The following is a 23,910-nucleotide window of genomic DNA, read 5'->3' as shown; positions in this document are numbered from 1 at the left end:
CCGAAGAAAACGTTTTGTCAATAGGTGTTTGTATTTTATTTTTATCTTACTAATATTACTTAAATTATATTATTAAACAAAAAAAGACTGATAAAAATAAAGCTATTTTCATCAGTCATAATTCTTATAATTTTTCTATTTCGATTTTAATCTTCTTATCATTTAGGTCTATTTCCTCTGCTGATAAGTCTTCTTTTTTTAGGCTATCTGCTAGAGTTTCTTTCTTGATTTCATCGGCAAATTTTTCTAATGATTTGCTTAAATCTTCATCTGCCCCATAAGAGATATTTATCCTATCAGTCACTTCAAATCCAGAATCTTTTCTCAAGTTTTGAATTTTTGAAATAAATTCACGAGCATAACCTTCGTCTTTGAGATCTTCTGTGATTTCAGTGTCTAGAACTACAAAGACATTGCCGTTCATTTCCACATCAAAACCTTCTTTGGCAGAGATTCTTACATCTAGGTAGTCGCTTGTGACTTGGTATTTTTCGCCGTCAAGATCAATCTCAACAGGTCCCTCGTTAGTTTGGTTTACAAAGTCCTTGGCATCTACACTTGCCAAATATTTTGCAAAATCATTTACCTTTGATTGGAAAATACGGCCAACTACTCTAAAGTCTGGCTTAAGTGAGAAGTCCATAAATTCGGAGAGATCATTTGCAAATTCTACTTCTTTTATATTTAGCTCTTCTTTGATTAGAGGGATTAAGTCAGTAATCCTTTCTTGGTAAGAACCGTCTACTATGATTTTTGCTAGTGGTTGACGAACTTTGATAGATTCTTTCTCACGACTTGCACGGCCAAGATTTACAATTTTTCTTACTAAGTCCATATCAGCCTCTAGGCTCTCATCTATGAAATCACTATTTGCTTCTGGCATGATTTGGGTGTGAACTGTCTTTTCATCCGTTAGATTTCTATAAACTTCTTCTGCTATATGAGGAGTGATTGGCGCAATTAGTTTTGCAATAGTTATTAGGGCATCATAAGTTGTTTTATAAACTGCCTTTTTGGAATCTGTAAGTTCACTCATCCAAAATCTCTTTCTATTGCGGCGGATGTACCAATTTGACAAGTCTTCTACTACGAAGTCTGAAATCAAGTGAACAACCTTGTTGTAATCAAAGACTTCCATTTGCTCAGTGTACTCTTTTACTAGTGTGTTTAGTCTTGAGTATAACCATTTGTCAATTTTTTCTAATTTTACTTCCCCAATATTTTTAAGCTCTTCTATACCAAGATTGTCTGTATTTGCATATAGGCTAAAGAAGTTGTAGACATTTTCGTAGGTTCTGAAGAAGTTGTTTCTTACTTCAACCAAACCAGCTTCATCAAATTTTGTTTGCATCCATGGTGGTGATACATATAGGGAATAGAATCTCACTGCATCTGCCCCGTACTTGTCAAATAGAGCAAATGGGTCTAGGGTATTGCCCTTTGACTTAGACATTTTTTGGCCGTTTTTGTCAACTACTAGGTCATTTACCAATACATTTTTGTATGGCGCCTTGCCTGTTGTAATGGTTGATATAGCCATAAGTGAGTAGAACCATCCACGAGTTTGGTCTATACCCTCACATATAAAGTCTGCTGGATAATAATTTTCAAATAGTTCCTTATTTTCGAATGGGTAGTGTAATTGGGCAAATGGCATCGCTCCTGAGTCAAACCAAACGTCTATTACATCTGGCACACGGTGCATAGTTCCATGGCAGTGGTCACACTTGATAGAAACTTCGTCTACATATGGTCTATGAAGTTCTATATTCTCATCTATATCTTCTATGGCAAGTTCTGCCAGTTCTTTTCTAGATCCTATTGTCCTTGTGTGGCCACAATCATCACAGCGCCAGATATTTAGAGGTGTACCCCAATAACGGCTCCTTGATATAGCCCAGTCTTTTACATTTTCTATCCAGTTTCCAAAGCGCTTTTCACCTATAGTTGGTGGATACCAATTTACAGACTTGTTGTTTTCAACTAATTTGTCAGAAAACTTGCTCATCTCTATATACCAAGATGGTGTTGCATAATAAACTAGTGGTGTGTGGCATCTCCAGCAGTGTGGATAATTATGTTCTACGGTTTGTTTTTTGAAGACCTTGCCTTCATTTACAAGATGGTGCCAGATATCTTCATTGGTATCAAAGATGAATTGACCCTTCCAAGGAGTATCTGTAAACTTACCTTCTTTATCAACTGGTTGAACGAAATCTAGGCCATATTTTCTACCAATTTGATAGTCGTCCTCACCAAAGGCTGGTGCAGAGTGAACTATACCTGTACCATCTTCTGCAGATACATAGTCTGCAAGGGTTACTATAAAGGCCTTTTCTTCATTGACATCTACATATGGAAGTAGCTGGTCATATTTCATATATTCCATATCAGAACCCTTGAGAGTTTCTACCACTTCGTATTCATGGTCAGTCATTAGACTTTCAGATAAGGATTTTGCCATATAATAATAAGCATTGTCAGTTTTATCGAAAACTTTTACATAGTCAAGGTCTGGATTTACTGATAGGGCAACGTTAGATGGAAGTGTCCATGGTGTTGTTGTCCAAGCTAGGAAATATTCGTTTTCTGTATCTTTCTTCTTAAATTTGACTGTAAGGGTGATGGTTTTATCCATTTGATAACCTTGGGCTACCTCATGACTTGCAAGACCTGTACCACATCTTGGACAGTATGGCATAACTTTTGCCCCTTCGTAAATGTAGCCATTTTTGAAGGCCTTATCTAATAGATACCACTCTGTTTCTATATAGTCGTTGTCCATGGTTACATAAGGATGATCCATATCATATAGAAATCCCATACGGTCAGACATATCACGCCACATATCAGAATAGGTCCATACTGATTCTTTACAAAACTTGTTGAACTTTTCTATACCATAGCCTTCGATGTCGTTTTTGTCGTGGAATCCTAGTTTTTTCTCAACTTCGATTTCTACTGGCAGTCCGTGGGTATCCCAGCCTGCTTTTTTAAGGACCTTGTAGCCTTTCATATTCTTGTAGCGGCTAGTCATATCCTTTAGGGTTCTTGCTATAACGTGGTGGATACCAGGCTTGCCGTTTGCTGTTGGTGGCCCATCATAGATTATGTATTCTTCTGCATCCTCACGTGTTTTAAAAGTTTGATCTAATAGGTCTATTTCTTTCCAATATTCTTCTATACTCGCTTCACGATTTTTTGTATCGTTTGTATTTAGAGATTTGAATTCACTCATTTTTACCTCCTTCATAAAAAAAGAACCGTCCATACAGACGGTCCACTTATTGATAGTTTTGCTCTTAACGATTGGCTTTCGTACAAGGCTAATAATTTCACTTTGCAAACTAAAAGATGATATTCACTTATCCTTCCCTTAGCGCTTTTCACCAGCCAGCGCCTCTCTTAAAGTTATTGATAAGTTACTGTTCTCTATAACGTTGATATTCTACATAGATAATACTAATCTAGTCCTGCTTGTCAAGGGTAAAAACCTTAGATATGTTTTACTACCTTGAATTTATATAGGGAAAATACATCATGGCTATCAACATTTGCCTTATCTAGGGCATCTTCAAACATTTGATAGTCAGACTCATAGTCATTTCTAAATACCATGGTGTCTTCATTGTTGTATTTGACAACTAGGCCATGGTACATACCAAATTCTTCCATATATTGGATTTGTTGGATTTTGACTACTTCATAAACGATAATGTAGAGATCATCTACATCATAGTTTACTAAATCTACTCCATTATTAAAAATAGTAGCGTTGACTGCTTCGTATATTACATCAAGGCCTATATCAGAACGAGTTGGATAGATAGAACCACTTGTCTCAATCCTATCTTCCTGACTAACTACAATGATTGCTCCATTGTTATTTGCCTTAAATTCATCGTCATAGTCCTTTAAATAGGTCTTGTTTTCCTCATAATATTTAATTGAATCTTTTGCTAATTGTACTAGTTTGTCCATATTAGTCTTCCAATAATTTTTCTATATCTTTAGCTATATTTTCCGGTTTTTTTTGAGAAGCGTAGCGATTTACTACATTTCCATTTTTATCTACAAGAAATTTGGTAAAATTCCACTTAATTTTATCCCCAAAAATGCCCCCTTTAGCATTTTTTAGGAACTTAAATAACTCTGCTTCATTTTCTCCATTTACATCAATTTTGGCAAATCTATCAAAAGTTGTTCCAAAGTTTGATGTGCAAAAATTAGCTATCTCTTGGTCACTTCCTGGAGCTTGTCCTCCAAATTGATTGCATGGGAAGTCTAATATTTCAAAGCCTCTATCTTTGTAACTTTCATACAAATTTTGCAAGGCATCGTATTGGGGAGTAAATCCACATTCTGTTGCAGTATTTACTATCAAAAGTACCTTGCCTTTATATTTTTCAAGGGATATATCATCACCATTATTATCTTTTACAATTATGTCATAAATCTCTGTCATAGTAACTCCTTATTTTACGATGATATTACTATACGTGATTTTTATAACATTTAAAGATTTTACCAAACTGGGATTGATGATCCCTTTGTTGTTTCATCCACTATTTTCTTGGTTTCATCCGTGTGATAGTAATTGTCAATCAAGTCCTTTAGGGTTGGGCTATCCTTTTTATCTTGTGTTGTTGCTATGATATTTACATAAATATCTTTACCTGGTTCATTGTGGTCTTCTAGGTAAATTGCATCTTCTGTTGGTATGAAGCCAGCATCTACTGCCATTCCAGAGTTAACACAAGCTATGTCCACATCATCTAGAGATCTAGCTGTTTGGGAAGCTGATAGCTCTACTATTTCAAAGTTTCTTGGATTTGATGTGATTTCATTAAGAGTAATGGAATCTCCATCTTCGCCTTCTACTTCTATAAGTCCTGCTGATTGTAAGAGGAATAGTGATCTTGATCCATTTGTTGGGTCATCAGGTATTGCTATTCTTGCACCATCTTCTAGGTCAGCTAGGTCCTTTATTTTTGATGAGTATATACCAAGTGGAGCAATTGATGTATCTGCAATTGAAACTATATCTGATCCACTAACTTCGTTAAAGTCTTGGAGGAATTTTTTGTGTTGGAAAGCATTTATGTCAATGTCACCAGATAAAAGAGCTTCGTTTGGCTCTCTATATTCGCTAAATGTGACTATTTCTATAGTTTTTCCTGTGCCTTCTTTGTATCTTTTTGCTACATCTTCCCAAGCTTCGTTATTTTCTCCGACCACACCAAGTTTTATCACATCTTTATCTTTTAATGGATCTGTTTCATTTTTAGCTTCTGTTGTTGTTTCTGTCTTTTCTGGCTCTGCTGTTTGTGCGCTTTCGTTATTTTTTGCCCCACAAGCACTAAGTCCTAAGATTAAGGCAAGGCCTAGGCCTATTTTACTGATGTTTTTCATTACCATTCTCCTTATAATTTCTTACCAAGATGCTATCCAAGCACCATTTGTATATGTGTCGTAGTCTTTCTTTGTTTCGTCTGTCTGATAGTATTTTACAAGTTCCTTGTAGGCTTCATTGTCCTTATCTTCTGCCCTTGCTGCTATAACATTTACATAGATCTTAGCATCTGGATTTTCTGGGTCTTCTAAAAATATTGCATCTTCATTTGGACTTAGTCCAGAGTCTAGGGCATAGTTGTCATTAACTGCAGCCACTTTTACATCATCTAAGGCTCTTGCAGTTTGAGCTGCATCCATTTCAATAAATTCAAGATTTTTTGGATTTTCTGTTATATTATCTAGGGTGATAGCTTCACCAGGATTTCCATTTACTTTGATAAGCCCTGCTGCTTGGAGTAAGAATAGGGCTCTTGGTCCATTTGATGGGTCATTTGGTATAGCAACCTTATCTCCATCTTCTAGCTCATCTAAGCTTTTTATTTGATTTGAATAATAACCTAATGGAGCAAGCATGGTGTCAGCAATTGCCACAAGTTTTTCTTCTCCTTGGGCATCGTTATATTCTTCCAAGAACTTGTAGTGTTGGAAGCTATTTACATCTATATCACCACTAGCCAAGGCTTCATTTGGTTGGGTATAGTCAGAAAACTTTACAAGTTCAGCCTTTTTGCCTGTGCCTTGTTCATATCTTTTGATAACTTCTTCCCACACTTCATTTTTCTCACCTACAACACCAATTTTTATAGTATCGGAAACTTCTGTTTGAGCTTTTTCTCCTTCGCTTGCTTCTTTGTTATCTCCATTTGATCCACATGAGCTAAGTCCTAAAATTAGGGCCAATCCTAAAGTTAATTTTCCTAAATTTTTCATTATAATTCCTCCTTAATGACTTGTTTTTCTTATTAAATGATTTGCTATAGCCTGAATTAAGAATACTACTATTAGTATCAAAACAACACTTACTATTACTACATCATCCTTGTAGCGTTGGTAGCCGACTGCTATGGCCAAGTCTCCTATACCACCTCCACCTACAAGGCCAGCCATGGCTGTAAGTCCTAGTAGGGAGATTAGAGTTATGGAACCAGCACGCAAGAGTGATGGTAGGCCTTCTCTAAGATAGACCCTTGTTATAATCTCAAAAGGCGAAGCTCCCATGGCTTCCGCCGCTTCAATCTTTCCTGGTTCCACACTTGCTAGGGCTTGTTCTACTTGTCTAGCAAAAAATGGCACACAAGAAAATACTAGGGGAACTATAGCTGCATTTGGGCCTATTCTTGTTTTTACTATTTCTTTTGTAATCGGTGCAATAAGGGCAACTAAGATTACAAAAGGTATGGACCTAAAAATATTTGTAAGTTTGTCCAAGATGCTATAGATAAGCTTGTTTTCCAAAATCCTGTTATGGTCTGTGACAACCATTATTATGCCAATTATTAGTCCAAATATTCCAGCAAATATTGCTGATATAAGCAACATATAAAGGGTCGTCTTAAAGTTTTCGATTATACTATCTCTTATGGACCATGAGTACTCAAAAAATCCCATCTTTACCTCCCAATACTTCTGCACTAACTTCTCTTTCTTCTAGGTAATTTCCAAGTTTACTTAGTGAATCCGGATCACCTGAAATACTTACTATTAGATTACCAACAGGAACTCCTGTGATAAACTCAATATTTCCTGCAAGGATATTTGTTTTAATGCCAAACTTTTGGTAAATATCATTTATAAGTGGTTCTGTTGTAGATTCTCCTACATAGTTTAGCTTAACCAAGAGCTCATTTTCCTTTAAGATTCCTATATTTTGTTTAACTTCTTCTATGGTATCTGAAATATTGGTCGAAGTTTCAACGAATTCTTTGGTCAGCCTATCTCTTGGATTGGCAAATATAGAAAGAGTTGAACCAGATTCTACGATTTTACCATCTTGCATAACTGCACACTTATTGCAAAGGTCCTTTACCACTTCCATTTGATGGGTGATAATTACAATTGTAAGTCCCAAAGATTCATTAAGTTCCTTTAATAGTTTTAATATTTGCTTGGTTGTCTTTGGGTCTAGGGCACTTGTAGCCTCATCGCAAAGTAGTATTTCAGGATCTGATGCTAGCGCTCTAGCTATAGCGCACCTTTGTTGTTGACCACCAGAAAGTTCTCTCGGATAATTGCTAGCCTTATCGCCAATACCTACTAGCTCTAGTAGCTTTCTTGCCTTTGCTTCTTTTTCTTCTTTTGGTATTTTTAGCTTCCTTATAGGAAATATTACATTATCCAAAATAGTGATGTTGTTTAGTAAGTTAAAATGTTGGAAAATCATTCCAATATTTTTTCTCTTTGCTCTCAAATCTTTGTTGGAAAGATCCAAAAGATTTTCTCCATCTATCAAGACCTGGCCACTTGTTGGTCTTTGGAGAAGATTTATGGTCCTTACCAAGGTCGATTTACCAGCTCCAGAAAACCCTACAATTCCATATATATCATTTTTTTCCACCCTAAGGTTTACATCATCAACAGCTTTAAAGCCATCAAAATCTACTGTTATATTTTTTAAATCAATCATCAAAAACTCCATTTAAGAAATCACTTGCAAATTTTACTTGTAGGCCTACTGCATATTTGATACCTTCTGGATCTAGGTCAAATTCTGGAGTATGAGCACCTGCACTGATTCCTTTTTCTTTATTACCAACACCAAATCTAGTATAAACTGAAGGGCAAAGCCTAGAATATCCAAAAAATGATTCTGAACCATAGCTCGTTTCTGCTTCTTCAAAGGCATTCGGATAGATATCATTTAATGATTTTCTAACATCTTCTGCTAGGTATGGGTCGTTTATGGTTGGATAGGCTACTATTCTAGTGTAGTCTGTAAATTCTATACCGCACTTATGGGCCTTGGCAGTTTGCTTTGTTACTTCTTTTAATACCTCTAGGGCATCTTCTCCAGCCTTATCATCAAAAAATCTCAAGGTCCCTTTTACATTGCATATGTCGGGGATTACATTTGAGGCTGATCCACCGTTTATAGCTCCCAGACCAAATGTCACAGTTTTACTTATATCAAGCTGGTTGACCCAAGCTGTTGTAAGTGCTGTAACTATATTAGCTGTTGCTGTAAGGGGATTTATGCACCTATCAGGGCGAGATCCATGGCCACCCTTGCCTATAACATTAAATTCTACACCAGCACATCCTGCATGAGATGGGCCTTTGATTACAGAAATTTTTCCGATTTCCATAAATGGTGATTGGTGATTACCGTAGCAGGCATCAAGATTTTTATCTTTAAGATGCTCTACCATAGCTTCGATCCCACCACCTGTCTCTTCACCTTCTTCAAATATAAAATAAATTTTACCCTTAAGTTCATCTTTTAAATCAAGAAGGATTTTTGCTGTTGTAAGAAGTGTTGCCATGTGTGAGTCATGGCCACAAGCATGGCTTACTCCATCAATTTTTGATACAACTGTTTTTTTATTCTTGAGATTGTATTGACTTTCTGCTATTGGAAGTGCATCAATATCTGTTCTTATTCCAATAGTTTTGCCTGGCTTTCCAGTATCAAGCAAGGCCGTAAAACCTGTTGTATTTGTTGCAGCTTCTACTAGAAGTCCAAGTTTTTCACACTCAGCTTTGAGATATTTTGCTGTTTGGTATTCCTTATCACTTACTTCTGGGTTCTCGTGCAGGTAAGTTCTCCAAGATATGGTATCAGAAAAATACTCATCTATTTTTTTCTTGATTACTTCATTGCTAGTCATTTTTTACCTTTCTAATTTACATAAAAAAAATCGTCCTTAAATCCTAATAATAGAATCTAAGGACGATATTAATCGCGTTACCACCTTAATTTATGCATACTCACGCATACATACTCTCATCAAGTACATACATACTCTACTTCTATAACGGGAAGTCCCGTGTGAATCTAACTATCGACTCACCCCAATCCAAGGCCATCTTCATCTAAACTTGTATCCGCCCATCTCACCAGTACTGGGCTCTCTGTAGAATATCCATCTAGACTACTCTTCTTATCATTTGGTTTTGTAAAATCTATTTGATGGAATTATAATACCACCTAAAAAAAACTATGTCAAATTTATTTAATAAATTTAAATTTTTTTACATTTTTATCAATTAATTTCTCTTTTATATTTGTCAATTTATCAAGCAAAAACGCCCAAATTAATGGGCGTTTGCATACACAATACTATTTTTTGAGGGTCATAGCATTGATTTGATATTGAGCTGGCCATTCTGGTGTATTTAGATCGAAGCCTTCTACCCTGTTTGTATATCCTGTGTGGTATTGGTTAGAATATAGTGGGATTTCTGGCAAGTAATCATTGTACCATAATTGGAAGTCAACCCATTTATCCAAGTATCCTTCTTTATCTTTGGGATCCGTCTTTCTCAAAGCTTCTGTTACTTCATCAGCCTTTGGATCGTTTGTCTTTGTATGGTTGTCAAAACCTTTTGAGTTGTATTGATAGTATGGATCAAATGGTGGTTCAAAAGATTGGCCCATGTTGAATGCTGTGTATTCAGCATTTTCTTTTGGAGAATAATAGTAATCTAGCAAGGTTGCAAAGTTTCCTGCTGTTACGTTATATTCCATACCTACTTGCTTAGCGTTGTTTGGAACTTGGTTAGAGATTAATGTTGTAATTGGGGATTCATCAGAACCAAATTGGTTTACAACTAGTCTATTACCATTTTCATCATATCTGTAGTAGTCATAGCCATCAGGATCATTTTTAAATGCTTCTTCAGCCTTTGCTATATCCCAAGGAGTTTTACCATCTTCTTCAAATGTATATGGGGTCTTATCTAGCAAGGCATTCGCTTCATCTAGGTTTAATTGATAGTTTGTAAGCTCTGGATTGCTTTCTAAGTCTGGTCCTTTTTCCTTATACATCCATTGGCTTGCACCATAAAGACCATTGGTTACAACTCCATATCCACCTGCAAATTGTTGTACGAAAGTATTTCTATCCATTAGGTGGGCTATGGCTTGTCTTACTTCTTTATATTTTGTAGATCCACGATCTGTTAGGAATGTTACGTTACCATAACCGTTTCTGTCATATGAATTGTATTTGATTTTACCTGCATCAGCAGCTGCTCTGATTTGGTCAATCTTGCCGCCTTCAGTTTCATCTTGCCAAATATCTATATCTCCATTTTCAAGAAGGTCTACAGCTATATTAGCATTTACAATTTGTACTATAACATTTGGTATAGTGGCTTTTTCACCCTTGAAGTTACCCTTGTAGTTAGGGTTTAGGGAAAGTTTAACCATGTTGTTTGAATAGCTATCAAATACATATGGTCCACATACTACTGATGGTGCCAATCTGTATTCATTAGCAATCTTAAGCATAGCTTGTTCTTTCAATTGTTCAGTAGGGTCTACGTCTCCATCTAATCTACTTTCTAGGTCTGCTATAGCCTCATCGTGAGCTTTTTGTGTTTCTTCGTCGACTTCTGCCCCTTCATTATCTTCTTCAAATTGTTTATTTAGATTATCAATTTGAGTTTTTATAGACTCTTGGTAGGCTTTTTTATCTTCTTCTGTTACTTCATAGCCTTCTTTTGCAACAAGTTTCTTACCATTGTCGCTTATAGACAAGTTGTCAGTAACTGCATGCATTGGGAATGGCGATTGTTGGGAAAGGTATGACTCTTCGTAGTATGGCAAGAATGATGAATCGATTGTTACAGAAAATGTATAATCATCAATCTTTTCCAAACCTTCAAACTCATCCACTTCACTATTTGGATCATGGAAGGCTTCATAGCCCTTTAGTGCATCTTTACCAACTGTTGTAGCCCCAGATACCTTACTATAGTTTGCATCGGAAAATAGTAGGGAATAGAATAGATAGTCATCTGCTGTTACAGGCTCGCCGTCAGACCATTTTAAGTCTTCATTTAGCTTATATGTAATAGTCTTTGATCCATCTTCATTTTCTACTTCTTTTGGTTTTTCAGCAAGAACTGTCATATTATCTTGCCATTGACCAGCATCATCAACTACAGCTGTATTATAAGCATTGGTTCCTTGGGTACCGATAAGTTGTCTAACTATTACATCATAGGTGTTGTTAGCCCAACCTTCAAAGAAGTCACCATTCATTGGACTTGTACCAATAACTAGGGTATCATCAGCTGTCACATTGTCGAAATCAGCTATTTCTTTTTTGTCGTCATCAGACATAGCTTCTTTGTCTGTATTCTCATCATCACTATTTTCATCTGTATCAGTAGAATCATCCATAGATTCAGAATCAGTTTCTTTGTCAGTAGTTTCTTCACTAGTCTCTTCGCTACTTTGACTTTCTTCCTTTTTTACATCTTCTTGTTTTTCAGTATTATCTCCACCACCACAAGCTGCAAGGCTAGTTGCTAAACCTAAAGCCATTAGTGAGGAGAATATTCTTTTCATTTTCATTTTTTCCTCCTAATATATATTCTATATATTGCTAGTATTCTATTCCTTAAATTTCCTTTTGTCAATAGCTTTAATGGTTTTTTATTAACATTAATGAATTATTATCCATATTGTTGTTGATATTGACACATCATTGATAATAGATTGCAATTTATTCCATAATTATTTAGTACTTTATCTAGTTATGTAACTAAATTATATTTTATACCTATCTACTTTATTAAAAATCCCGCCTAAATTTACACAAAAAAAGAGGAGGTAAAAACCTCCCCAATATGGTAAAATAAATTCAATTATAATATACGTTAATATAAGACTTTTGCAATGGTATTTCCTATTTTCTATAAAGATTATATGGAAATTTGTACCATTTTTCCCTAGGCATATATTTTTCTATTGGCTTTGTTAATTTTTTTTGAAAATATTCTTCAAGCTCATATAACTTTTTTTTCCTATCTTCAAAATATGGGTTAGAACCGTGATTTTCCAAAACTCCCTGGGCCCTCTTTTCTATGCCAAGGTATTCTGTCTTTATAAGACCATCGAGAAGTTGAATCAATAAATCATAATCGTTGTAATCATTATAGGCTAGAAAGTCTCTTACAAAATCTTTTTCTTGATCACTTACATTCCAAGCTCCCACATAAGCATCGACATCTTTTATTTGAAAACTGTGGCTTAGGGCGATTCTTGCTGGAAAAAAATAGGAATCAGATCTTAAAATCTTGTATCCTCTTATGAAATGTGCCGCATTGTCTAAGGCTTCTGATTTTCCCAAATCGTGCAAGGCTCCGCAAGCAAAGGCAACGTCTGGATCAAGTCCTAAATCTTTTGCCATATTTTTGGCTGTTTGACCAATAATCCATGAGTGTAAGACCCACTTGCCTGGATTATTATTATATCCTTCTTCAAGATATGATATTATTTTATCTCTATTTGCTATATTTCCATATCCATCTTTATACATTTTTTCTAATCTTTCCGTATGTGTAAATTGTATTATCTTCTACAGATCTTAATCTAAAATCTATAATTTCATCACTTTCAACAAACTCTCCCAAAACAAGGTCCTTGTTTCGGATTTCATTTTTATAAACTATATTAAAAAACGCCAAATCTTTTGTATCTAGCTTGCACAAGTCACATATATAGTCAAAATATACGGCATTGTTGACGTGAAGATTGCTATCTATATCAGTATATCTTACCATAATTTCCTTTGAATTTGTAAAGTCATTCCTATATGATAAGTCATTTTTACCATAAATCTTATCGTCAATTTTGTAAGCTGATATTAGATCTTTTCTCATTTTTATAGGGCGCATCCTATCTATATCAACTAACATAAAGACTCCGTAAGCTTTTACTATTACACGTCCATCTCTTTTGATGTAAGCATTACGATAAGCATAAAATTTATTCATGCCCAATACTAAACTAGTGACTTCTACCTGGTCATAGACTTTGATTTCTTCTTCTAATTCTACATCCCAAGAATATACTATCCACCTAAGTCTAGTCATATCAATGCCATTTTCTAGGATATGTGAGTGGCGAATTAGAACTTCTCCCATCAAAATGACTAAGTTTCTTATCGATAAATTTCCATCTTTATCGCAAATTACTTCTGGTATTTTATATATTTCGCTATAGGCCATAAATCCCTTCTTTCTACATATACTATATTTTAAAGCTTTTGTTATGCAAAATATTATTTACCTGGATAGATTTTCTAACATAAAAAAGAACCAGCAAATGTGGTTCTTCTCCTACTTACATTATTTATAGACCAGCTATCAACATTTTTGCTATTGTAAAATAAACAATTAATGATAAGGAGTCTACTATTGTAGATATTAGTGGGCTTGCCATTATTGCAGGATCTCCTCCAAATTTTTCTGCTATAATTGGCAGTAGGGAACCTACAGTTTTGGCCATTACTACTATTGCTACTATGGTAATGCCTACTATTATAGAAACTTGTACGCCTACCTTATCAAAGAAAAAGCATTTTAAAAATGCTACTATGCCTAGGGCTAGTCCACATATTAAACCTACTAAAATCTCTTTAAGAACTACCTTGGCCCAATCGCTTGTTTCTATATCATGGGTTGCCATAGCACGAATAATTAGAGTTGATGATTGGCTCCCAGCATTTCCCCCTGAGTCTGTAAGCATTGGTATAAACATATTAAGTGCTATCGCTGCTTGGAGGACATATTCATAACCTCTTAGAATGGTTGATGTAAATGTTGCTGATATCATCAAAAACAATAGCCATGGTATCCTATTTTTTGCAAGGTCCCAAGGACTTGTCTTTGAGTAGTCTTCCTCATCTGGTCTGGTACCAGCTAAGAGTTGGAAGTCCTCTGTTGCCTCTTGCTCTATAATCCACATGATATCATCTACAGTGATTATACCAACTAGTCTAGAGGTATTATCTACTACTGGTAGGGCAGTAAATCCATATTTTTGGAATTTGCGAGCTACATCTTCTTGGTCGTCTGTGGTTTGTACTGCAATTACATCTTCATACATCAATTCTTCTATTTTTGTATTAGGTTTGTTTGTTACAATCTGCCTTAATGACACATAACCTAATAGTTGTTTTGTAGGACTTGTTACATAGCAAGTATAGACTGTTACACTATCGTTGCCCACTTTTTTGATATGAGCTAGAGCTTCTCTTACTGTCATATAGGCTTTTAGTTCCACAAATTCTGTGGTCATCAAGCCACCAGCTGAATCCTCAGGGAATTTGAGATATTCATTTACTAGATTTCTAGTTTCGGCATCTGAAGACCTTAGTATTCTTTGAACCAAGGCTGCTGGCATTTCTTCTAAGGTATCGATCATATCATCGAAATTTAGTTCTCTAAGCAAGGCCTTAAATTCATTTTCATTTAGGGCTTGTTGTAAATTTTCCTTTTGATCTGAATCAAGTTCAGCAAATACTTCAACTGCATCATTTTTTTTCAAAAGTCTAAATACAACTAAGGCTTCTTCAGCAGTCAATCCTTCCAAAAATTCTACTATGTCTACCGGGTTTGTTCTTCTTAAAAGTTCGGATAGTTCATTAGTTCTTTTCTGTTCTAGAAGATAGGAAAGTTCTCTTATTCTATCTTCTGTTGAATTGTACTTATACATCCTATCCTCCTTCTACACACCTAGTCCTGGCAAGATCATTTGAGCTATATTAAAATAAACGATTAGTCCAAGTGAGTCTACAATTGTAGTAATAAGCGGACTTGCCATAATTGCTGGATCTGCTCCCAATTTTTCTGCTATTATTGGAAGCAAAGATCCGATTGCTTTTGCAAGCACCACAACTGAAATAATGGTTAGAGCTACTACAAGAGCAACATTTATAGCAACTTTATCAAAGAAATAACACTTTAAAAATGCTGCCAAGGCTAAGATTGCCCCGCAAATCAAACCTACTGATATTTCCTTTAGAACAACTTTTGCCCAATCACTTGGCTCTATGTCATGAGTTGCCATAGCACGGATTACAAGGGTTGATGCTTGGCTACCGGCATTACCACCAGATCCTGTAAGCATTGGTATAAACATATTTAGAGCAATCACCGTTTGGATTACATCCTCATATCTTTTTAATATTGTAGATGTAAAAGCTCCCGATATCATCAAAAACATCAGCCAAGGAATCCTGTTTTTGGCCAAGTCCCAAGGACTCATCTTTGAGTAATCTTCTTCTTCTGGTGAAGTACCTGCCAAAAGTTGGAAGTCTTCTGTTGCCTCTTGTTCAATAATCCACATGATATCATCAACTGTGATTATACCAACAAGCTTATTGGTTAAGTCTACTACTGGCAAAGCCGTAAAACCGTATTTCTTGAATTTGCGAGCTACATCTTCCTGGTCTTCAGTGGTTTCAACGGTAATAACGTCCTCATACATCAATTCTTTTATTTTTACATCCAAATCACTAGTTACAATCATCCTAAGTGATACATATCCCAAAAGTTCTTTTGTGGGACTTGTTACATAACAAGTATAGACGGTTACCTTATCTTTTCCAACTTCTTCTATATATGCTAGAGTTTCGCCAACAGTTGTTTCCGGGCTTACTTCTACAAACTCGGTTGTCATTAGACTTGCAGCAGAATCTTCTGGGAATTGCAAGTACTCGTTTACAAGTTCTCTTGTTTGATCATCTGATGCCTTTAAGATATTCTCTACAACTGCCGCCGGCATTTCTTCTAAGGTATCAATCATATCATCAAAGTTTAAGTCATCGAGAAGTTCCTTAAACTCTGTATCATTTAGTCCAGCTTGTAGTTTTTCCTTATCTTCGCTATCAAGATCTGCAAATACTTCTCTAGAGTCTTCTTTTTTTAGAAGTCTAAATACTATAAGGGCTTCTTCCGCTGGTAACTCTTCTATAAATTCAACTATATCTATTGGATTGGTCCTGCGAAGCAGGTCTGATAATTCATTTACTTTCTTTTCATCTAGCAAATGTTTAAGGTCATTGAGCCTTTTTTCTGTATCGGTATAAGAAAACATATCTACACCTATTTAATTTCTTCTAAAAGCTCATTTAATGCGTATATAAATTGCTTATCATTTGCCAAGTCTTTTTTGCTAATATCAAAGTCTTCGTCAGCTTCCACCTCGATATCTGGAGTAACACCAACCTTATTAATTTGAGTTCCATTTGGTGTGAAATATTCACTTATGGTTATTTTAGCACCAGCACCATTTTGAAGATTAAAGATTTTTTGAACAACTCCCTTACCAAAAGATTGACTGCCTACAACCTTAGCTCTGCCTCTATCTTTTAGAGCTCCAGCAAGAATTTCACTTGCTGATGCTGAGTTTTCATTTTGGATAATAGTTAACGGTATATCGTCAAAGTCGCCATTACTCTTTTCAACAGTTTCACTGCCATCTTTTTCCTTTGTAGTTACAATTGTTCCTTCGTCAAGGAAATTATCAGCTATATTAATTACTACATCCAAGGCACCACCTGGGTTGTTTCTAACATCTAGGATAAGTCCATCAATATCTTGGCCCTTAAGTCTGTTAAAGCTTTCAGAAAAGTCATTCCAAGTCACATCATCAAATGCCATTATGTGAATATAGCCAATTTTCTTTCCATCAATTTCTACCATATCATCATCTATAGTGTCAACATTTACATCGGCTCTATCAACCTTGACATCAAACTCCTTAGAATTTGTAGAATTTTCTTCCACTCTTAGGATAGTCAAATTAACACTAGTTCCTGGTTCACCTTTGATTTCTGCAACAGCTTCTTCAAGCTGATCTGCAGTAAAAGCAGTTCCATTGACTTTTGTTATATAATCACCAGGCTCGATACCCGCTTCCTTAGCAGGAGAGTTATCAAAGACTGAAATAGCTTTGATATATCCTTCCTTGCTAGCTTGGACAGAGACACCAATACCTTGGTATCTACCGTTTAAAGTTTCCATAAGTTTTGAAAACTCATCTGGTGAATAATAAGACGTATAAGGATCACCTAGGTTTGCAAACATACCTTTTAATGACCCTTCATATATTTGATCATCAGTAAAATCATACAAATAATTTTGCTTTAATAATGCTTTAAGTCCTTGCATATCGGCTATATGTTCACTATCCCTAGTGTTTGCAGTAGAAACTCCACCCATATTGCCACCTATTGTATAACCTGTGTATCCAACACCTGCTACAATAAGTAAGGCTAAGATAAATTTGCCAAATTTTTTCATAAAACCTCCAATCTGTTACTCAAATAAAGTAGTATTTTTTAAAGAATATAATAATATAACTATACAATTTTTCAGCTATTTTTAAACAGCTACTTACTAATATTTGCTATATATACACCCACCATAATCACAATGGCTCCAAGGACTTGATAAAGCTTAAATCCCTCATTTAGTATCCAAATCCCAGCAAGGATTGAAACTGCTGTAGACACCCCTATAAAAGAAGAAGTTCTATTAACACCGATTCTTGCAATAGCCATATTAGATAAGAAAAATGCCAAAACAGAACAACCAATAGCTTGGTATAAAATCGCAATCAAAAAATTCCTATCATTAAATGGAAGACTTATTAGATTTTGCATACTACCATTAGCAGAAGCCTCGATTAATGCAAGAATCGTAAAAAATAAGCCTCCACAAATAAGCATCATATATGTGACATCAGATTCTGTGTAAGTTTTGACATTGCTAACAAAAACGCTGTATAGAGCATAGGAGATAACAGCAATAAGCAAAAACAAATATCCGATTACAGAAAAACTTGACGATAAGCCAAGAGATACTACTGTAATCAAAACCCCTATTAGGGTAACAACAATACCAGTAACTTGTCTTTTGCTAGGCTTTTCATTAAGCAATAAAGTCGATGCGATAAGAGAAGCTATAGGAATAGAAGCCAGGAATATTCCACTTTCTGAAGCCGTTGTATGATCAATACCAATAGTTTCCGCTATGTAGTAAATACAAGGAGAAAATAGAGCAACAGGCAAAAGTTCCTTAATAGACTTTTTTCTAAAATCAACTTTAATAATCTTAAAAAACACAAATATGGACATAACAACAGCCCCAATCAAAAACCTCCATCCCAAAAGAGCAAAAGCAGTGGCTGATTGAGTAGCCTTTTTTGTAAAAATGTAAGATAGACCATAGAGAGTCTCGCACAAAAAAGCCGCCAAAATCCCAATAGTCTCATTCTTTTTATTAATATCAGTCATAATCATCTCCATAATAATAAGTTACTCATCTACTAACCATTATAACAAATAATAGATAAATGTAGAAAAGTAAAGACAGTTAAAAATAATTGTACGTTTAATAGAAGAATCATAAGAAGATAAATAGAACAAATGGATAGTAGACAATGAGAATAGAAATTTATAAGATATGGCGAAAATAGAAAAATCTTATTTGGAGTATTAAAGAGATTTGAAATGGTACAATAAATAAAGCTCATAACCGTTACTTAAACGAAGCATAAATGTATATAATAAGAACCCCCTACAAAAGGTTCAAAACTTGGTGGGCTCGCACATGTGCGACTACTTCGTGGAGGGTCCTCTTTTGGCCGGACGGGCTTTGCACTTTGTGTAACCATTCCATGGAGGGTGCTCCCATAGCCGCACGGGCTTGTTTCTGACTCGAACCCTAGACGCAGTCCGCTGTGCGGTTTCAGATGCTTGCATATGAAATCTCTGAGGTGAACGTAGTGAACCCAGAGAACTGTTAAGAGCCGAAAGGCTCATAACCGGTACGTCAAACGAAGACTTTATCTATATAATAAGAAAAGCACCATCAATGATGGTGCTAGTCTGGTGGGATCGCACATGTGCGACCATTCCATGGAGGGTCCTCTATCAGCCGGACGGGCTTGTTTTGGACTCGAACCCTGGACTCAGTCCCGGAAGGGTTTTAAATGCTTGCATTTAAAATCTTTGAGATGAACGGTAGTGAGTCCAAAGAACTGTTTGAGCCGAAAGGCTCATAACCGGTACGTCAAACGAAGACTTTATCTATATAATAAGAAAAGCACCATCAATGATGTTGCTAGTCTGGTGGGCCTCCAGGGACTCGAACCCTGGACGCAGTCCCGGAAGAGTTTCAGATGCTTGCATCTGAAATCTCTGAGATGAGCATAGCGAATCCAGAGAACTGTTAAGAGCCGAAAGGCTCATAACCGGTACGTCAAACGAAGACTTTATCTACATAATAAGAAAAGCACCATCAATGATGGTGCTAGTCTGGTGGGCCTCCAGGGACTCGAACCCTGGACCTACCGGTTATGAGCCGGGCGCTCTAACCGACTGAGCTAGAGGCCCACAAATAAAATGTGTTATTTAATTTATAAATAAATTATGGTGGACCTGAGTAGACTCGAACTACCGACCTCACGCTTATCAGGCGTGCGCTCTAACCACCTGAGCTACAGGTCCATATGGCAGGGGAGACAGGACTTGAACCCGCGACATCCGGTTTTGGAGACCGACGTTCTACCAACTGAACTACTCCCCTAGATGGTAAAAACTTATGTAATTTTGGGCGATTTATCCTTTGTATACAAATAACAATAATTAATCAAATAAGAATTAATGTTCGGCAACTTTGACAAAATATTTTATGGTCCTCGTCGCTTCGCTCCTGCGGTAATTCCGTGCCTATTGGGCACGGGCCCTCTCAGGACGCCGGGCAGGCGTGCTGTGGTGCCCAGAGGCGGAATCGAACCACCGACACGAGGATTTTCAGTCCTCTGCTCTACCGACTGAGCTATCTGGGCATAAATAAAAAAATGGCGGAGAAGGAGGGATTTGAACCCTCGCATCCCTATTGAAAGGATCTACTCCCTTAGCAGGGGAGCCTCTTCAGCCACTTGAGTACTTCTCCATTAAATAAAAATGACCATCTGGCTTATATTGGAATACTTCGTTAAAATGGTCGGAAGAAGTCTCCTCGCCATCTATTGTTAAGTTTTTATTTATAAAATAATTGGCGGAGAGGAAGGGATTCGAACCCTTGTGAGCCAAAGACTCTAACGGTTTTCAAGACCGCCCCGTTATGACCGCTTCGGTACCTCTCCATTGACAAATAATTGTTAAAAATTATATTAGATTAGCCTATCTCATATGAAATAGGCTTATCTTTTTTGGTGACCCATCGGAGATTCGAACTCCGGACACCCTGATTAAAAGTCAGGTGCTCTACCGGCTGAGCTAATGGATCATATGGCTGGGATAGCAGGACTCGAACCTACGCATACCAGAGTCAAAGTCTGGTGCCTTACCGACTTGGCTATATCCCAAAATACAGTATGCAGATTATATCTAAAAGTTTTTGTTGGCGCGCCTGGGAGGAATCGAACCCCCGACACACGGATTAGAAGTCCGTTGCTCTATCCAGCTGAGCTACAGGCGCATATCTTTTTGTGGAGCGGGTGAAGGGAATCGAACCCTCGCAACCAGCTTGGAAGGCTGGGGCTCTACCACTGAGCTACACCCGCATGATATTTGGCATTCTTCAAACAGTAGACTTAGCATCCACTATCTATGATATGTCCTTTAAAGACAAAACTTTTTTGGTGGGGATGAGCGGATTCGAACCACTGAAAGCAAAGCTAACGGATTTACAGTCCGTCCCATTTGGCCAACTCTGGAACATCCCCAAGTATATATTAATTTGTTTATAAGCTTGCGACCATTCCATGGAAAGTGCTCCACGAGCCGCACAGGCTTTTTTTTGGAGCTGATGATAGGACTTGAACCTACAACCTATTGATTACAAATCAATTGCTCTGCCAATTGAGCTACATCAGCACATTGGATTACTATTGCAATCCAAATGGCGACCTGGATGAGATTCGAACTCACGACCTCCGCCGTGACAGGGCGGCATTCTAACCAGCTGAACTACCAGGCCATATATGATTTATTAATTATATCTATTATTTGAATACACTTCTCACACTTGGTATTCTTAATTCGTAAGAGTATACCATTGAGGGTGCTCCACGAGCCGCACGGGCTTTTGCACTTCGTGCAACCATTCCATGCAGGGTGCTCTATCAGCCGCACGGGCTAGATTATTGGTGGAAGTAACAGGGCTCGAACCTGTGACCCCCTGCTTGTAAGGCAGATGCTCTCCCAACTGAGCTATACTTCCAGAGCCGTATGTTCAAAAAATATTTTTATTCTAAACATACTATTGTCGGCTTGTTGACAAAGTTGCAGGCAACTTTGAAATACCGCGACATCTGACATTCAATACATTTACTTAGTAAATGCTGATAGATCATTATGGTGACCCTACCGAGATTCGAACTCGGGATACCACCGTGAAAGGGTGGTGTCTTAACCGCTTGACCATAGGGCCTTATTTTTTTTCTTTTTTATATATTATGATTTTCTTATAGATAGTCAAAGCTTTTCTTTGAGGTGTTTTAGTCGGCTTCGTTTGCCAAATCATAGATTTGGACTGCGCGACATTTGACCTACCAGCCAAAACAAATTTTGGGGTTAGGATCAAGAAACCGCTTGACCAAAGAGCCTTGTGAAACGACTTTATTAGTATAACATAAATTTTATTATAATGCAAATATTTTTTTACAAAATATGTAATGGTTGCGGGAGCTGGATTTGAACCAACGACCTCCGGGTTATGAGCCCGACGAGCTACCAGACTGCTCTATCCCGCGGTATACATTTCCACGCTTAATCTAAGTCCTCCAAGGATTATACCACTAAGTTAATGGTGCCGAGGACCGGAATCGAACCGGTACGATGTTTGACCATCGCAGGATTTTAAGTCCTGTGCGTCTGCCTGTTCCGCCACCCCGGCAAATACTTTGTTTTACTAGGTACTAGCCTTTAAGTCAATTCTCAAAAACTAATTTTGGCGCTCAGGGTGGGACTCGAACCCACAACCTACCGGTTAACAGCCGGGTGCTCCACCATTGAGCTACCTAAGCATATTTATATTTCATCTATCACTAGCCTAGCCTTTTAGGCTAGCTTATATTCTCGGGCTAACGCCCTGCGACCATTTCATGGAGCCCCAATATGACGGGGACAATTTCCTCCATGAGCCGGCCGGGCTTGCCTTTGTTTAGCAACTTCCTACTCTACCGGGAGGTCACCCTCCGAGTACCATCGGCGTTAATGAGCTTAACTTCTGTGTTCGGTATGGGAACAGGTGTATCCTCATTGCTATCGTCACTATATTATTTAATTTTTGAACTTTCTAAATAGCAGTCTATTTAATTTCTTAAATAAACCCTACTCTATCCTTATCATACGCCGTAATTTGTACTCAAGCTGCTTCGCACCTTGAACAAATCTGGCAGCTGACCTTCCTACAATTCGATTTCATCGAATTGGGATAGGGCAGGCACAATATTTCCAGTCAAGATTTAAAGTTTAGTATCCTTTAGCTTAATACATTACTGTACTTACACCTTGGACCTATCTAAGGTATTTTCTTTACCTTCTTTTAGAAATCTTATCTTGAGGGTTGCTTCGTACTTAGATGCTTTCAGTACTTATCAATGCCATACTTAGCTACCCAGCTATGCTTCTGGCGAAACAACTGGTACACCAGTGGTATGTCCATCCCGGTCCTCTCGTACTAGGGACAGCTCCTCGCAAATTTCTTACGCCCACGCTGGATAGGGACCGAACTGTCTCACGACGTTCTGAACCCAGCTCGCGTGCCTCTTTAATGGGCGAACAGCCCAACCCTTGGGACCTACTTCAGCCCCAGGATGAGACGAGCCGACATCGAGGTGCCAAACCTCCCCGTCGATGTGGACTCTTGGGGGAGATAAGCCTGTTATCCCCGGGGTAGCTTTTATCCGTTGAGCGATGGCCCTTCCATGCGGTGCCACCGGATCACTAAGTCCGTATTTCTACTCTGCTTGATCTGTATATCTCGCAGTTAAGCTCGCTTGTGCCTTTGTACTCTGCGAATGGTTTCCGTCCATTCTGAGCGAACCTTTGAACGCCTCCGTTACTTTTTGGGAGGCGACCGCCCCAGTCAAACTGCCAAACTGACAATGTCCATTGCCCAGGNCCACGCTTGCTTTCGCTTAGGCTTCACCCCTAATACAATGCTCCTCTACCACTGATAGAGAGTTTAAAATTGCTGGTAAATACTTTGACGATATTTCAACCAGTTGTCATTTTTAACTTTTGTTTTATGACTGCTTGTTCGGTGATAATTGAGTTCTTTTACAACTTACCTTTTTCTTGTGTTTGATTTTTGCGTAATTTTTGAATAACTCGTTTATCTTGATTGTGTTTAATATTTCCGTCTAAGTTTTACCTTTTTTCTCGTTTTTGAGTTGATTGAGCAATTTTAAATTCTCTATCAATCCGAAGCTTCGGTACTGGATTTTAGCCCCGTTTATTTTCGGCGCAAACCCACTTGACCAGTGAGCTATTACGCATTCTTTGAATGTATGGCTGCTTCTAAGCCAACGTCCTGGTTGTCTTGGTAGGTTCACATCCTTTTCCACTTAATCCAGATTTGGGG

The 23,910-nt window shown here is 37.3% G+C and carries 15 protein-coding genes, 18 tRNA genes, 2 rRNA genes and 1 other annotated feature; all 35 genes read right to left on the bottom strand.

Features of this window, described 5'->3' with window-relative positions:
* Positions 1-124 precede the first annotated feature (124 nt).
* Positions 125-3,238 carry an isoleucine--tRNA ligase gene (ileS, locus tag BQ7474_RS01110; protein ID WP_073997231.1) on the bottom strand — a complete coding sequence of 1,038 codons (3,114 nt, stop codon included), beginning with the start codon at positions 3,236-3,238 and terminating at the stop codon, positions 125-127.
* A 257-nt stretch (positions 3,239-3,495) separates the two neighbouring features.
* Positions 3,496-3,981, bottom strand: coding sequence for a hypothetical protein (locus BQ7474_RS01105; protein WP_073997230.1), 486 nt, complete (start codon positions 3,979-3,981; stop codon positions 3,496-3,498).
* Position 3,982: 1 nt separating this feature from the next.
* Complete coding sequence (locus BQ7474_RS01100) at positions 3,983-4,465, bottom strand: glutathione peroxidase (RefSeq protein ID WP_073997229.1); 483 nt, start codon at positions 4,463-4,465, stop codon at positions 3,983-3,985.
* Between the two features lie 59 nt (positions 4,466-4,524).
* Positions 4,525-5,412: a MetQ/NlpA family ABC transporter substrate-binding protein gene (locus tag BQ7474_RS01095; protein WP_044565661.1), complete on the bottom strand. Its 888-nt coding sequence runs from the start codon at positions 5,410-5,412 to the stop codon at positions 4,525-4,527.
* Positions 5,413-5,433: 21 nt separating this feature from the next.
* On the bottom strand, positions 5,434-6,285 hold the full coding sequence (locus BQ7474_RS01090; RefSeq protein ID WP_073997228.1) for a MetQ/NlpA family ABC transporter substrate-binding protein: 852 nt from the start codon (positions 6,283-6,285) through the stop codon (positions 5,434-5,436).
* 12 nt (positions 6,286-6,297) lie between these two features.
* Positions 6,298-6,963, bottom strand: a complete 666-nt coding sequence (locus tag BQ7474_RS01085) for a methionine ABC transporter permease (RefSeq protein WP_073997227.1) — start codon at positions 6,961-6,963, stop codon at positions 6,298-6,300.
* Positions 6,950-7,978 (bottom strand): methionine ABC transporter ATP-binding protein, encoded by a 1,029-nt coding sequence (locus tag BQ7474_RS01080; RefSeq protein ID WP_073997226.1) that lies wholly within the window; start codon positions 7,976-7,978, stop codon positions 6,950-6,952. Before BQ7474_RS01080 ends, BQ7474_RS01085 begins: the two co-directional genes overlap by 14 nt.
* Positions 7,971-9,179, bottom strand: coding sequence for a M20 metallopeptidase family protein (locus tag BQ7474_RS01075; RefSeq protein WP_073997225.1), 1,209 nt, complete (start codon positions 9,177-9,179; stop codon positions 7,971-7,973). Before BQ7474_RS01075 ends, BQ7474_RS01080 begins: the two co-directional genes overlap by 8 nt.
* A gap of 55 nt (positions 9,180-9,234) precedes the next feature.
* Positions 9,235-9,468, bottom strand: a binding site (T-box leader).
* A 163-nt stretch (positions 9,469-9,631) separates the two neighbouring features.
* Positions 9,632-11,875 carry an ABC transporter substrate-binding protein gene (locus BQ7474_RS01070; protein ID WP_073997224.1) on the bottom strand — a complete coding sequence of 748 codons (2,244 nt, stop codon included), beginning with the start codon at positions 11,873-11,875 and terminating at the stop codon, positions 9,632-9,634.
* A gap of 334 nt (positions 11,876-12,209) precedes the next feature.
* Positions 12,210-12,842, bottom strand: coding sequence for an HD domain-containing protein (locus BQ7474_RS01065; protein WP_073997223.1), 633 nt, complete (start codon positions 12,840-12,842; stop codon positions 12,210-12,212).
* Complete coding sequence (locus BQ7474_RS01060; RefSeq protein WP_073997222.1) at positions 12,835-13,533, bottom strand: acyl-[acyl-carrier-protein] thioesterase; 699 nt, start codon at positions 13,531-13,533, stop codon at positions 12,835-12,837. The genes BQ7474_RS01065 and BQ7474_RS01060 overlap by 8 nt, the downstream gene beginning before the upstream one ends.
* Before the next feature lie 124 nt (positions 13,534-13,657).
* Positions 13,658-15,022 (bottom strand): magnesium transporter, encoded by a 1,365-nt coding sequence (mgtE, locus tag BQ7474_RS01055; protein ID WP_073997221.1) that lies wholly within the window; start codon positions 15,020-15,022, stop codon positions 13,658-13,660.
* A 12-nt stretch (positions 15,023-15,034) separates the two neighbouring features.
* Positions 15,035-16,405: a magnesium transporter gene (gene mgtE / locus BQ7474_RS01050; RefSeq protein WP_073997220.1), complete on the bottom strand. Its 1,371-nt coding sequence runs from the start codon at positions 16,403-16,405 to the stop codon at positions 15,035-15,037.
* 8 nt (positions 16,406-16,413) lie between these two features.
* Positions 16,414-17,613, bottom strand: coding sequence for a S41 family peptidase (locus BQ7474_RS01045; RefSeq protein WP_073997219.1), 1,200 nt, complete (start codon positions 17,611-17,613; stop codon positions 16,414-16,416).
* A gap of 89 nt (positions 17,614-17,702) precedes the next feature.
* Positions 17,703-18,608 (bottom strand): DMT family transporter, encoded by a 906-nt coding sequence (locus tag BQ7474_RS01040; protein WP_073997218.1) that lies wholly within the window; start codon positions 18,606-18,608, stop codon positions 17,703-17,705.
* 1,024 nt (positions 18,609-19,632) lie between these two features.
* Positions 19,633-19,709, bottom strand: a tRNA-Ile gene (locus BQ7474_RS01035).
* Between the two features lie 37 nt (positions 19,710-19,746).
* Positions 19,747-19,823: transfer RNA gene (locus tag BQ7474_RS01030), tRNA-Ile, on the bottom strand.
* 3 nt (positions 19,824-19,826) lie between these two features.
* Positions 19,827-19,902 (bottom strand) — tRNA-Trp (locus BQ7474_RS01025).
* A gap of 186 nt (positions 19,903-20,088) precedes the next feature.
* Positions 20,089-20,164: transfer RNA gene (locus BQ7474_RS01020), tRNA-Phe, on the bottom strand.
* A gap of 13 nt (positions 20,165-20,177) precedes the next feature.
* Positions 20,178-20,271 (bottom strand) — tRNA-Ser (locus tag BQ7474_RS01015).
* A 103-nt stretch (positions 20,272-20,374) separates the two neighbouring features.
* Positions 20,375-20,464, bottom strand: a tRNA-Ser gene (locus BQ7474_RS01010).
* Positions 20,465-20,531: 67 nt separating this feature from the next.
* Positions 20,532-20,607: transfer RNA gene (locus tag BQ7474_RS01005), tRNA-Lys, on the bottom strand.
* Between the two features lie 3 nt (positions 20,608-20,610).
* Positions 20,611-20,686, bottom strand: a tRNA-Gln gene (locus BQ7474_RS01000).
* A 36-nt stretch (positions 20,687-20,722) separates the two neighbouring features.
* A tRNA-Arg gene (locus tag BQ7474_RS00995) sits at positions 20,723-20,799 on the bottom strand.
* A gap of 11 nt (positions 20,800-20,810) precedes the next feature.
* Positions 20,811-20,884: transfer RNA gene (locus tag BQ7474_RS00990), tRNA-Gly, on the bottom strand.
* A 76-nt stretch (positions 20,885-20,960) separates the two neighbouring features.
* Positions 20,961-21,046 (bottom strand) — tRNA-Tyr (locus BQ7474_RS00985).
* 75 nt (positions 21,047-21,121) lie between these two features.
* Positions 21,122-21,197 (bottom strand) — tRNA-Thr (locus tag BQ7474_RS00980).
* 26 nt (positions 21,198-21,223) lie between these two features.
* Positions 21,224-21,300, bottom strand: a tRNA-Asp gene (locus BQ7474_RS00975).
* Positions 21,301-21,467: 167 nt separating this feature from the next.
* Positions 21,468-21,543 (bottom strand) — tRNA-Val (locus BQ7474_RS00970).
* A gap of 135 nt (positions 21,544-21,678) precedes the next feature.
* Positions 21,679-21,753 (bottom strand) — tRNA-Glu (locus tag BQ7474_RS00965).
* A 245-nt stretch (positions 21,754-21,998) separates the two neighbouring features.
* Positions 21,999-22,075, bottom strand: a tRNA-Met gene (locus tag BQ7474_RS00960).
* A 54-nt stretch (positions 22,076-22,129) separates the two neighbouring features.
* Positions 22,130-22,218 (bottom strand) — tRNA-Leu (locus BQ7474_RS00955).
* A gap of 55 nt (positions 22,219-22,273) precedes the next feature.
* Positions 22,274-22,348, bottom strand: a tRNA-Asn gene (locus BQ7474_RS00950).
* Between the two features lie 135 nt (positions 22,349-22,483).
* Positions 22,484-22,600, bottom strand: a 5S ribosomal RNA gene (gene rrf / locus BQ7474_RS00945).
* 178 nt (positions 22,601-22,778) lie between these two features.
* Positions 22,779-23,910 (bottom strand): 23S ribosomal RNA (locus tag BQ7474_RS00940); the annotation flags it as partial.

This window comes from Anaerococcus urinomassiliensis (assembly GCF_900128425.1).
GTDB lineage: Bacteria > Bacillota > Clostridia > Tissierellales > Peptoniphilaceae > Anaerococcus > Anaerococcus urinomassiliensis.
The sequence above is the reverse complement of the archived record's forward strand: the minus strand, read 5'-3'. Positions and strand labels throughout refer to the sequence as shown.

Coding starts and splice junctions, on each gene's coding strand:
- ileS (WP_073997231.1), bottom strand. CDS start 3,238: ATGAGTGAATTCAAATCTCTAAATACAAACGATACAAAAAATCGTGAA.
- BQ7474_RS01105 (WP_073997230.1), bottom strand. CDS start 3,981: ATGGACAAACTAGTACAATTAGCAAAAGATTCAATTAAATATTATGAG.
- BQ7474_RS01100 (WP_073997229.1), bottom strand. CDS start 4,465: ATGACAGAGATTTATGACATAATTGTAAAAGATAATAATGGTGATGAT.
- BQ7474_RS01095 (WP_044565661.1), bottom strand. CDS start 5,412: ATGAAAAACATCAGTAAAATAGGCCTAGGCCTTGCCTTAATCTTAGGA.
- BQ7474_RS01090 (WP_073997228.1), bottom strand. CDS start 6,285: ATGAAAAATTTAGGAAAATTAACTTTAGGATTGGCCCTAATTTTAGGA.
- BQ7474_RS01085 (WP_073997227.1), bottom strand. CDS start 6,963: ATGGGATTTTTTGAGTACTCATGGTCCATAAGAGATAGTATAATCGAA.
- BQ7474_RS01080 (WP_073997226.1), bottom strand. CDS start 7,978: ATGATTGATTTAAAAAATATAACAGTAGATTTTGATGGCTTTAAAGCT.
- BQ7474_RS01075 (WP_073997225.1), bottom strand. CDS start 9,179: ATGACTAGCAATGAAGTAATCAAGAAAAAAATAGATGAGTATTTTTCT.
- BQ7474_RS01070 (WP_073997224.1), bottom strand. CDS start 11,875: ATGAAAATGAAAAGAATATTCTCCTCACTAATGGCTTTAGGTTTAGCA.
- BQ7474_RS01065 (WP_073997223.1), bottom strand. CDS start 12,842: ATGTATAAAGATGGATATGGAAATATAGCAAATAGAGATAAAATAATA.
- BQ7474_RS01060 (WP_073997222.1), bottom strand. CDS start 13,533: ATGGCCTATAGCGAAATATATAAAATACCAGAAGTAATTTGCGATAAA.
- mgtE (WP_073997221.1), bottom strand. CDS start 15,022: ATGTATAAGTACAATTCAACAGAAGATAGAATAAGAGAACTTTCCTAT.
- mgtE (WP_073997220.1), bottom strand. CDS start 16,405: ATGTTTTCTTATACCGATACAGAAAAAAGGCTCAATGACCTTAAACAT.
- BQ7474_RS01045 (WP_073997219.1), bottom strand. CDS start 17,613: ATGAAAAAATTTGGCAAATTTATCTTAGCCTTACTTATTGTAGCAGGT.
- BQ7474_RS01040 (WP_073997218.1), bottom strand. CDS start 18,608: ATGACTGATATTAATAAAAAGAATGAGACTATTGGGATTTTGGCGGCT.